The sequence below is a fragment of the Paenibacillus crassostreae genome, from assembly GCF_001857945.1.
Classification (GTDB): Bacteria; Bacillota; Bacilli; order Paenibacillales; family Paenibacillaceae; genus Paenibacillus_AQ; species Paenibacillus_AQ crassostreae.
On the sequence record NZ_CP017770.1, the window covers coordinates 3,489,482 to 3,501,437 of the forward strand.

Annotated in this window: 4 protein-coding genes, 3 rRNA genes and 1 riboswitch; all 7 genes read left to right on the plus strand. The window is 44.1% G+C overall.

All coding sequences use genetic code 11. The features are described 5' to 3' along the window. The 7 genes from guaA to LPB68_RS16125 all read left to right on the plus strand — a co-directional run bounded on the left by guaA (position 1) and on the right by LPB68_RS16125 (position 11,947). Positions 1 to 1,536: a glutamine-hydrolyzing GMP synthase gene (gene guaA / locus LPB68_RS16095; protein WP_068659097.1), complete on the plus strand. Its 1,536-nt coding sequence runs from the start codon at positions 1 to 3 to the stop codon at positions 1,534 to 1,536. Positions 1,537 to 1,907: 371 nt separating this feature from the next. After that, a riboswitch (purine riboswitch) is annotated at positions 1,908 to 2,007 on the plus strand. A gap of 115 nt (positions 2,008 to 2,122) precedes the next feature. Further along, positions 2,123 to 3,523, plus strand: a complete 1,401-nt coding sequence (locus tag LPB68_RS16100) for an NCS2 family permease (protein ID WP_068659098.1) — start codon at positions 2,123 to 2,125, stop codon at positions 3,521 to 3,523. 575 nt (positions 3,524 to 4,098) lie between these two features. Continuing rightward, positions 4,099 to 5,654, plus strand: a 16S ribosomal RNA gene (locus tag LPB68_RS16105). 337 nt (positions 5,655 to 5,991) lie between these two features. After that, positions 5,992 to 8,920 (plus strand): 23S ribosomal RNA (locus tag LPB68_RS16110). Positions 8,921 to 9,175: 255 nt separating this feature from the next. Then, positions 9,176 to 9,292, plus strand: a 5S ribosomal RNA gene (rrf, locus tag LPB68_RS16115). The 16S, 23S and 5S rRNA genes sit together here, the layout of an rRNA operon. A gap of 645 nt (positions 9,293 to 9,937) precedes the next feature. Beyond that, positions 9,938 to 10,564, plus strand: a complete 627-nt coding sequence (locus LPB68_RS16120) for a LysE family transporter (protein ID WP_068660999.1) — start codon at positions 9,938 to 9,940, stop codon at positions 10,562 to 10,564. A gap of 189 nt (positions 10,565 to 10,753) precedes the next feature. Further along, on the plus strand, positions 10,754 to 11,947 hold the full coding sequence (locus tag LPB68_RS16125; protein ID WP_068661000.1) for an MFS transporter: 1,194 nt from the start codon (positions 10,754 to 10,756) through the stop codon (positions 11,945 to 11,947). Positions 11,948 to 11,956: the final 9 nt, after the last annotated feature.

Genomic DNA, 11,956 nt, shown 5'->3' on the forward strand with positions numbered 1-11,956 from the left:
ATGAAAGCAAATGAAATCATCGTAGTCCTAGATTTCGGAGGACAATATAATCAATTGATAGCAAGACGTATCCGAGATCTGGGTGTTTATAGCGAGTTGTTACCATACAACACACCAGCTGAGAAGATCCGAGAACTTTCTCCAAAGGGAATTGTATTCTCAGGTGGACCTTCCAGTGTATATGAAGAAAATGCACCACATGTTGATCCGGCTATTTATGATTTGAACGTTCCAATCCTAGGTATTTGCTATGGAATGCAGCTTATGGCACATCAGCTTGAAGGAAAAGTAGAGCGTTCTTCTAAGCGGGAATATGGTAAGGCAGATTTACAATTTGGATCTCAAACTACGCTTCTTAAAGGGTTAGAGTTGAATCAGACTGTATGGATGAGTCACGGAGACCATGTAGTGGAGCTTCCAGTTGGATTTATTCTTGATGCAGGGACGGAATCTGCTCCAATTGCAGCGATGAGTAACGTTGAGAAGAAGTTGTACGCTGTACAGTTCCATCCAGAAGTTCAGCATTCTGTAAATGGTAACGAGATGATCCGTAACTTCCTATACGAAGTGTGCGAATGTGAAGGTAATTGGACGATGGAATCTTTTGTTGAGGATAAGGTTCGTGAGATTCGTGAACTTGTTGGACAAGATAAAGTACTGTGCGCGCTTAGCGGAGGCGTAGATTCATCTGTTGTGGCAAGATTGATCCACAGAGCTATAGGTGATCAATTAACCTGTATGTTCATCGACCACGGCTTATTGCGTAAAGGTGAAGCTGAGAGTGTAATGGAGACTTTCGTAGGTAAATTTGATATGAAAGTTGTTAAAGTTGATGCGCGTGATCGTTTTATGTCCAAGCTTAAAGGCGTGGATGATCCCGAGCAGAAACGTAAAATCATTGGTAATGAATTTATTTATGTATTCGAAGAAGAATCAGGTCAGTTCGATGACTTCAAATACTTAGCTCAAGGCACACTGTATACGGATATCGTAGAGAGTGGAACAGCTACAGCACAAACGATTAAATCTCATCACAATGTTGGTGGACTTCCAGAAGACATGAAATTCAAACTTATTGAGCCATTAAATACTTTATTTAAAGATGAAGTCCGCAAAGTTGGGGAAGAATGTGGTCTACCAACTGAGATCGTATGGCGTCAACCTTTCCCTGGACCAGGTCTTGCTATTCGTGTATTGGGAGAAGTAACGGAAGACAAGCTTACGATTGTACGTGATTCGGATTATATTCTACGTGAAGAAATTGCAAAAGCAGGATTAGATCGTGAGATATGGCAGTACTTTACGGCTCTTCCTAACATGAAGAGTGTTGGTGTCATGGGAGATGCTCGTACTTATTCTTACACTGTTGGGATTCGTGCCGTAACATCCATTGATGGAATGACTGCTGACTGGGCGCGTATTCCATGGGATGTACTTGAGAAAATCTCAGTGCGTATCGTAAATGAAGTGGATAATGTTAACCGTATTGTGTATGACATTACCTCTAAGCCACCGGCGACGATTGAGTGGGAGTAAACTGGAAAAATTGATGATGTTAATCGCTTAAAAACCCTTGATATATAAGGTTTTGTGAGCATTGGTATTGGTGATATTCCACGTACACCTGCAACAATTGAGTGCCAAAAATTACTCTCTTTTATTTGCGTTTTTTAGCGAATAGAAGAGAGTAATTTTTTTAAAATATAAGAAAGTATATGGTATTCACGATAGAATCAATCGTGCAGCTTTCCTAAACTATTATGTAGATATTTCATCCAAACAATGGGAATACTAAAATGAAATGGTATTTTATATACAGTAATATGGCAATTTACGAACAATAATAAAGATACACAAAATAATGTTCGGATTTATCATTGACAATAGCCTGTTTTCGACCTAAAATGATAAAGCACAACAACATATTTCGTATAATTCCGAGAATAGGCTTGGAAGTCTCTACGAGGTCACCATAATGACCTGGCTACGATTATAAAAGAAACTCACGTTTACAACAGAAATTATCTGTTAATATACGGGATGTTCTCTTTTTACGGGCTGGAGTCTATCAGATTTCAGTTTTTTTGTTGCTGTCAAACATATCTAAGGGGGAAGTATTCTAATGGATCGGTTTTTTAAACTGAAACAGAATGGTACCACAGTGCGTACTGAAATTATGGCTGGATTGACTACATTTATGGCAATGGCTTATATCTTGTCAATCAATCCGAACACGCTAACAGCTTTTGGTCAAATTGATATGGGGTGGTATTCCGTATTTTTGGCTACTGCACTAGCGGCAGGGATTTTCACCATAGCAATGGGTTTGTTTATTAATTTCCCGGTTGCTTTAGCGCCTGGTATGGGCTTGAATGCTTATTTCGCTTCTGTTGTATTGTCTTCAGCAACGACTGATCATCCTTTTACTTGGCAAATGGGCTTGACTGCAGTATTTATCTCTGGGTTAATCTTCATACTATTAACTATTACTCATATACGGCAGATGCTACTTGATGCTATCCCGGATAGCCTGAAACATGCCATTACAGTCGGAATTGGTTTGTTCATTACAGTTCTTGGTCTGAAGAACAGTGGACTTATGGCGATCGGTGTCGAAGCTGGAACCGATATTCCTGCACATACCTATACAGAGGTTCTTTCCTTTGAAACAGTAATTCATTTAGGTAGTCTTCTGGATTCGAATGTTCAATTAGCTCTTGTCGGAATTATTTTAATAGCTATATTAATGGTATTGAATGTTCGAGGTGCGATATTGTTCGGTATACTTGGTACAACGGTTATAGGCATTCTAATGGGTGCGGTAGACTTTAACACATTATCCAGTCCTGATAATCACTGGGTTCCTGATTTCACTCAGTTAAACTTTGTTGCCTTTGACTGGGATGGTATCTTGCATACGGGTCTTGTCTCCGCAATTGTAACGTTTACCTTTGTAGAGTTGTTTGATACATTTGGTACTTTGGTTGGTACGGCTACTCGTGCAGGAATTATGAAAGATCCAGTTGAAGGTAAAAAACGTGTAGGTAAAGCAATGTTTGTAGATGCAGTTGCTGTTACAGGTGGTGCAATGCTTGGGACTTCGACTACAACAGCTTTTGTTGAAAGTTCAGCGGGAGTAGCTGCAGGTGGACGTACAGGACTTACTGCTGTTACGACAGGCGTATGCTTCTTGTTGTCATTGTTCCTTGCACCGATAGCCGCATTGATTCCAGGATCAGCTACATCGGCAGCACTCATTATCGTAGGTGTACTTATGCTTCAATCAATTAAGGAAATCGACTTTATGGATATGGTAGTTGCCATTCCAGCCTTCTTAATTATTGTAATGATGCCTTTCACCTATAATATTGCTAATGGGATCTCGTTCGGGATCGTAGCTTATGTCATTTTAGCTGCTTTCGGCAATCTTAAGGAGAAGAAGAAATATAATATCCACTGGTTAATGTGGGTATTGGCGGTTCTGATTATTCTGCGGTATGCATTCTTGGGTAGTGCAGGTTAATTATCACTTTAATTTAAACTAGTATGGCCTTAAAGGCTATACTAGTTTTTTTGTAGTTATACATTAAACGAAATGAGCTCGTCGACATTTATATAGAAGAAAAGATAAATACTATGAATGAATGATTAAGAGATACGATGATCGATAAATGAGTTCCAACAACTTCCTGTATAAAAATCTTGCATTAAACTTGTACCCATGTTATATTAACTATCCGGCCAAGAAAACATTAAACTTTCTTGGTACGAGCACAGTTTGTAAGTATTATGAGATAAATAAAATACTTGCTTTATCAAACTGAATGCGATATACTATAAAAGTTGTCACCGAGAATGAGGTGCAACAATAACGAAAGAAATTGATCTTTGAAAACTGAACAACGAGTGAGTGGTTTTCACGAAAGTGAGAACAAAACAAATGAGAAATCATTTGATAGAGAAAGAAATTTCTCGTCAGTTTGTTTCAAAATGAGCGAATCGCTCTTTTCATAGTTCGTTCCAAATGGCTGCAAAGCTAATTTGAAACGAACTCCTGATGAATTTCAAATCACTGCAAAGTCGATCTGGAATTCATCCTATATGGAGAGTTTGATCCTGGCTCAGGACGAACGCTGGCGGCGTGCCTAATACATGCAAGTCGAGCGGAGTGATTTGAAAGCTTGCTTTCAAATCACTTAGCGGCGGACGGGTGAGTAACACGTAGGTAACCTGCCTGTAAGACTGGGATAACTACCGGAAACGGTAGCTAATACCGGATAACTTGTTTCCTCTCCTGGGGAGACACTGAAAGGCGGAGTAATCTGCCACTTACAGATGGGCCTGCGGCGCATTAGCTAGTTGGTGAGGTAACGGCTCACCAAGGCGACGATGCGTAGCCGACCTGAGAGGGTGAACGGCCACACTGGGACTGAGACACGGCCCAGACTCCTACGGGAGGCAGCAGTAGGGAATCTTCCGCAATGGACGAAAGTCTGACGGAGCAACGCCGCGTGAGTGATGAAGGTTTTCGGATCGTAAAGCTCTGTTGCCAGGGAAGAACGCTTGGGAGAGTAACTGCTCTCAAGGTGACGGTACCTGAGAAGAAAGCCCCGGCTAACTACGTGCCAGCAGCCGCGGTAATACGTAGGGGGCAAGCGTTGTCCGGAATTATTGGGCGTAAAGCGCGCGCAGGCGGTCATTTAAGTTTGGTGTTTAATTCCAGGGCTCAACCCTGGGTCGCACTGAAAACTGGGTGACTTGAGTACAGAAGAGGAGAGTGGAATTCCACGTGTAGCGGTGAAATGCGTAGATATGTGGAGGAACACCAGTGGCGAAGGCGACTCTCTGGGCTGTAACTGACGCTGAGGCGCGAAAGCGTGGGGAGCAAACAGGATTAGATACCCTGGTAGTCCACGCCGTAAACGATGAGTGCTAGGTGTTAGGGGTTTCGATACCCTTGGTGCCGAAGTTAACACATTAAGCACTCCGCCTGGGGAGTACGGTCGCAAGACTGAAACTCAAAGGAATTGACGGGGACCCGCACAAGCAGTGGAGTATGTGGTTTAATTCGAAGCAACGCGAAGAACCTTACCAGGTCTTGACATCCCTCTGAATCCACTAGAGATAGTGGCGGCCTTCGGGACAGAGGAGACAGGTGGTGCATGGTTGTCGTCAGCTCGTGTCGTGAGATGTTGGGTTAAGTCCCGCAACGAGCGCAACCCTTATGCTTAGTTGCCAGCACATTATGGTGGGCACTCTAAGCAGACTGCCGGTGACAAACCGGAGGAAGGTGGGGATGACGTCAAATCATCATGCCCCTTATGACCTGGGCTACACACGTACTACAATGGCCAGTACAACGGGCTGCGAAACCGCGAGGTGGAGCCAATCCCAACAAAGCTGGTCTCAGTTCGGATTGTAGGCTGCAACCCGCCTACATGAAGTCGGAATTGCTAGTAATCGCGGATCAGCATGCCGCGGTGAATACGTTCCCGGGTCTTGTACACACCGCCCGTCACACCACGAGAGTTTACAACACCCGAAGTCGGTGGGGTAACCCGCAAGGGAGCCAGCCGCCGAAGGTGGGGTAGATGATTGGGGTGAAGTCGTAACAAGGTAGCCGTATCGGAAGGTGCGGCTGGATCACCTCCTTTCTATGGAGAATCGTTTCCTGCAACGGAAACATTCAAAGCGTCCGATGTAAGTCGGCGTAAATAGACTTTGCAATGCAAAGTCGACACTCACTCGTGTTCAGTTTTGAAAGAGCAATCTTTCAAAGTAATATCTTTTCCAATACTTACCGGGTGACTGGTGAGGAAAGAAAATGATATGATATTCTTCCGCTGAACAAGCGGTAGGAATTTGATCCTTGAAAACTAGATAACGAACGAATTTGCAAGTTGAAACATTCTTTTATATTTACGTTTTGTTACTTGTTAACAAAACAAAGTGTAAAAGTAGCTACAATATTTTCTCTTTGAGAAAAATTGAGGTTAAGCTACTAAGAGCACACGGAGGATGCCTAGGCGCTAGGAGTCGATGAAGGACGTGGCGAACAACGAAACTGCCTCGGGGAGCTGTAAGCAAGCTTTGATCCGGGGGTGTCCGAATGGGGAAACCCGGCTGTGGTAATACGCAGTCACTCCCACCTGAATACATAGGGTGGGTAGAGACAGACCAGGGGAACTGAAACATCTAAGTACCCTGAGGAAGAGAAAACAATAGTGATTCCGTCAGTAGCGGCGAGCGAACGCGGATTAGCCCAAACCAAGGAGCTTGCTCCTTGGGGTTGTGGGACGTCTCACATGGAGTTACAAAGGAATATATTAAGCGAAGAGGTCTGGAAAGGCCCGGCATAGAAGGTAAAAGCCCTGTAGCTGAAAGTGTGTTCCCTCCGAGACGTATCCCGAGTAGTGCGGGGCACGTGAAACCCCGTATGAATCCAGCAGGACCATCTGCTAAGGCTAAATACTCCCTAGCGACCGATAGTGAAACAGTACCGTGAGGGAAAGGTGAAAAGCACCCCGGAAGGGGAGTGAAATAGAACCTGAAACCGTGTGCTTACAAAAAGTCAGAGCCCTATTAATGGGTGATGGCGTGCCTTTTGTAGAATGAACCGGCGAGTTACGTTCCCGTGCAAGGTTAAGCTGAGAAGGCGGAGCCGCAGCGAAAGCGAGTCTGAATAGGGCGACATATAGTACGTGGACGTAGACCCGAAACCGAGTGATCTACCCCTGTCCAGGGTGAAGGTGCGGTAACACGCACTGGAGGCCCGAACCCACGCATGTTGAAAAATGCGGGGATGAGGTGGGGGTAGCGGAGAAATTCCAATCGAACTCGGAGATAGCTGGTTCTCCCCGAAATAGCTTTAGGGCTAGCCTCGGATGAAGAGTCGTGGAGGTAGAGCACTGATTGGGTGCGGGGCCCGCAAGGGTTACCAAGCTCAGTCAAACTCCGAATGCCATGTACTTATATCCGGGAGTCAGACAGTGAGTGCTAAGATCCATTGTCGAAAGGGAAACAGCCCAGACCATCAGCTAAGGTCCCCAAGTGTGTGTTGAGTGGAAAAGGATGTGGAGTTGCACAGACAACCAGGATGTTGGCTTAGAAGCAGCCACCATTGAAAGAGTGCGTAATAGCTCACTGGTCGAGTGACTCTGCGCCGAAAATGTAACGGGGCTAAACACACCACCGAAGCTATGGCTAGATGCTTTGCATCTGGGGTAGGGGAGCGTTGTATAGGGGTTGAAGGTGTACCGTGAGGAGCGCTGGACACTATACAAGTGAGAATGCCGGTATAAGTAACGAAAAGATCAGTGAGAATCTGATCCGCCGAAAGCCCAAGGTTTCCTGAGGAAGGCTCGTCCTCTCAGGGTAAGTCGGGACCTAACGCGAGGCCGAAAGGCGTAGTGGATGGACAACAGGTTGAAATTCCTGTACCACCGTAATCCGTTATGAGTAATGGGGTGACGCAGCAGGGTAGTGACGCGGACTGATGGAATAGTCCGTCTAAGCAGTGAGGCTTGTGTGTAGGCAAATCCGCACACTAATAGGCTGGGCTGTGAAGGGGAGCGAAAATTATAGTAGCGAAGGTCATGATCTCACACTGCCAAGAAAAGCCTCTAACCAGGAGAAGGTGCCCGTACCGCAAACCGACACAGGTAGGCGAGAAGAGAATTCTAAGGCGCGCGGAAGAACTCTCGTTAAGGAACTCGGCAAAATGACCCCGTAACTTCGGGAGAAGGGGTGCCCCGGTAGTGTGAATAGCACGAGGGGGCCGCAGTGAAAAGGCCCAAGCGACTGTTTAGCAAAAACACAGGTCTGTGCGAAGCCGTAAGGCGAAGTATACGGGCTGACGCCTGCCCGGTGCTGGAAGGTTAAGGGGAGTGGTTAGGGGAAACCCGAAGCTATGAACCGAAGCCCCAGTAAACGGCGGCCGTAACTATAACGGTCCTAAGGTAGCGAAATTCCTTGTCAGGTAAATTCTGACCCGCACGAATGGCGTAACGATTTGGGCGCTGTCTCAACGAGAGATCCGGTGAAATTTTAATACCTGTGAAGATGCAGGTTACCCGCGACAAGACGGAAAGACCCCATGGAGCTTTACTGCAGCTTGATATTGAATTTGGGTACGATTTGTACAGGATAGGTGGGAGCCTGAGAAATAGGAGCGCAAGCTTCTATGGAGGCGCCGTTGGGATACCACCCTGATCGTATCTAGGTTCTAACCTAGGACCGTAAACCGGTTCGGGGACAGTGTCAGGTGGGCAGTTTGACTGGGGCGGTCGCCTCCTAAAGAGTAACGGAGGCGCCCCAAGGTTCCCTCAGAATGGTTGGAAATCATTCGAAGAGTGCAAAGGCAGAAGGGAGCTTGACTGCGAGACCTACAAGTCGAGCAGGGACGAAAGTCGGGCTTAGTGATCCGGTGGTACCGCATGGAAGGGCCATCGCTCAACGGATAAAAGCTACCCTGGGGATAACAGGCTTATCTCCCCCAAGAGTCCACATCGACGGGGAGGTTTGGCACCTCGATGTCGGCTCATCGCATCCTGGGGCTGAAGTAGGTCCCAAGGGTTGGGCTGTTCGCCCATTAAAGCGGTACGCGAGCTGGGTTCAGAACGTCGTGAGACAGTTCGGTCCCTATCTGTCGTGGGCGCAGGAAATTTGAGAGGAGCTGTCCTTAGTACGAGAGGACCGGGATGGACGCACCTCTGGTGTACCAGTTGTTCCGCCAGGAGCATAGCTGGGTAGCTACGTGCGGACGGGATAAGCGCTGAAAGCATCTAAGCGTGAAGCCCCCCTCAAGATGAGATTTCCCAATTAGTAAGACCCCTTGAAGACTACGAGGTAGATAGGTTGGAGGTGGAAGTGCAGTAATGCACGGAGCTGACCAATACTAATCGGTCGAGGGCTTATCCTAAAAGTTTTCCGTAGGAAAACTAACTTCGGAAGCGTTACGCTTTACATCGAAGGAAAAACTACGGAGACAAGTGTTTCAATGCAGATTCGTTCGTATCTAGTTTTCAGGTGATCAAACATCTGATAGCTGCAGGTCCTTTCTAAGGGCTCATATTTTCTCGCAGCGAAGAACTGATTTTAAGTTGCATGCCCTTTATAAGGGTGGATATTTTGCTGAAGTGAATTCACTGAAGTAAATGGCAACGCATAAATCCTGTTTGGTGGCGATAGCGGAGGGGTTCCACACGTACCCATCCCGAACACGACCGTTAAGCCCTCCAGCGCCGATGGTACTTGGACCGCAGGGTCCTGGGAGAGTAGGACGTCGCCAAGCATAAGAACCACTATTGATTTCGATCAATGATGGTTTTTCTTTGCGTTTTTTTGAATTGAAGAAGGTATATTTCGATTGATAATGGATTCTTAATGTCTTCACAGAGAGTGAGGCTGTGCGTGACCCAAGACTAATATGTTTATCAATGAGTACAAATGATAGAACGTTCATAGAATAGATGCACAGAGTACACTTAATATATTAGAAAATATAAGTGAAGAATAAATAGTTGTAAAAAGTACACTTGAAATAGTGATATATCTGAAAATACACTGATTCCGCAAAATTAGATGTAGGTTTTACAACTAAAATTAGCAAATAGTCTACATGGATGGAAATAGGTGTACTTTATACAACTATTAGTGGGCTTGAAGGGCTTGATAGGCTGAGGCTTCGAGAGATTTGTATACACTTGAAGACCTGGGAGTTGATAGTACTGGTTAGGATATCAGAGAGTAGGACGTCGCCAAGCATAAGAACCACTGTTGATTTCGATCAATGGTGGTTCTTTTTGCGTTTCTAAAATGATATTAAACTTAGAAGGCTTGGTCATGAACGAGTTGCTTGCTGAATAAAATAAATGGACATGTAGTATAGGTGGAAGTAGCCGATACAATGCATACAATCTATATAACAGGAGGATCTATGAATACTTTTATTGGATATATCTTTCTCGGTCTATCATTATCGGCACCAATGGGGCCAATCAATGCAGCTCAAATGGATAAAGGATTGAAGCACGGTTTCATACATGCATGGGTACTAGGTTTAGGTGCAATTGCAGCAGATATATTCTATATGATGTTAGTTTATTTTGGAGTAGTACATTTTCTCAATACGCCATTTATTCAGACCTTTCTGTGGTTATTTGGTTTCTTTGTACTAACATATACAGGTGTAGAAAGCTTAATTGGTGCACATAAAGTTACTTCAAATGAAATGAGAAGTAGTGAAAACTTAAGTAAATCATTTCTATCTGGTTTATTCATGTCATTGTTTAATCCGTTGTCTATATTATTTTGGTTAGGTATTTATGGTTCTGTATTAGCAAAGGCGGCATCAATGTACAATTTATACGATCTTTTATTATACAGTTCTGCAATCATTATAGGTATTCTAATCTGGGATATCACAATGGCGAGTGTGGCAAGTACCTTCCGACATTTATTAACGGATCGAGTTCAGAAACTTATATCATATTCATCTGGGCTGTCATTGATAGGCTTTGGATGTTATTTTGGCATTCAAGCTTGTAAAGTACTATTTTTGTGAAGCAAAGTTACTAGGCATGGAATGGACTAAATCATAGTTTTAGTTCTATTGCGTGTTTCAATTTGTCTTCCGTGGAGGATGATTGTGAATCAGTTATTATTTTGTTTATTTCTTTTGCTTGGCATGATAATCAAAAGAAGAGTATGATCAATTAAGAAACTTAATAATTAGATTAAAGCGGGTGTGAAATTGTCGGATTCATCGTCATCTAAGTCTAACCGCCGACAGCGGTTTCTTTTCATCATCATCGTATTTCTATATTGGTTCTCTATGTACATATATGTCCCCATTTTATCGCCTTACATCGAACATTTAGGTGCGTCCTACACAGTTATTGGAATAATTCTCGGTGTATATGGCCTGGTACAAATTTTATGTAGATTACCCATAGGTATGGGATCAGATTATATCAAGAAACGTAAACCTTTTATCATGCTTGGGATTGTAGCTTGTGGGGTTAGTTGCCTCGGATTTACCCTTACGGAACAATTGGGATGGACATTGGCCGCTAGAGCTATGGCAGGAGTTGCGGCATCTACTTGGGTTGTGTTCACGGTAGGATTCGCAACATTCTATCCCAAGAATGAAGTATCTAGGGCCATGAGTATGATGCAATTCACAATGGTTATCGCCCAACTTTCGAGCATGATGATTAGTGGTTATTTAGTAGAAACGTATAGTTGGAAAGTGCCTTTTGTGCTCGGTGGCATAGTGGCATTAATAGCTTTAGTGTTGTCCTGTTTTCTCAAAGAAACACAAGAGGATGAAACTCGTGTACGGATGTCAGTAAAGGATTTATTACCCGTGATGCGTGATCCAATGTTATTTAAGGTTTCTTTTTTGTCCATACTGGCACATTGTGTATTGTTTATTACGATGTTCGGCTACACACCTAATCAGGCCTTGAATCTGGGTGCTAGTAAGAATGATCTGGCTTGGTTAACGTTAGCGTTTATGGTTCCACATGCAGTAGCTACACTATTTGCTGGGAAATACTTTCTAACCCGTTTCGGTGAAAAAGTAACATTAATTGTTGGTTTTGTAGGTAGTGCAATCTTTACATGGTGTATCCCTATAGCTGATGATTTCAAGTGGTTATGTATAACACAAATATTCAATGGGTTTGCACAAGGATTGATTTTTCCGCTATTACTTGGGAAGTCAGTAGCTACAATTGACTATTCAAAGCGAGCAACTGCTATGGGGTTTTATCAAGCTGTTTATGCTATAGGTATGTTCATTGGGCCTTTTGTAGCTGGATGGGCGAATTCAGTATGGGGATTAGAAGGTGGCTTTAGACTTGGGGCGATTGTTGCTTTTTGTGCAAGTGGACTAGCTTTTTATTGGATGGGCAATAATGAGCAACGACATGAGGTAGCTTGAAAAAGACAA

Bases quoted from the DNA above. Each gene is read 5' to 3' on its own strand.
- guaA (WP_068659097.1), top strand. From the start codon at position 1: ATGAAAGCAAATGAAATCATCGTAGTCCTAGATTTCGGAGGACAATAT.
- LPB68_RS16100 (WP_068659098.1), top strand. From the start codon at position 2,123: ATGGATCGGTTTTTTAAACTGAAACAGAATGGTACCACAGTGCGTACT.
- LPB68_RS16120 (WP_068660999.1), top strand. From the start codon at position 9,938: ATGAATACTTTTATTGGATATATCTTTCTCGGTCTATCATTATCGGCA.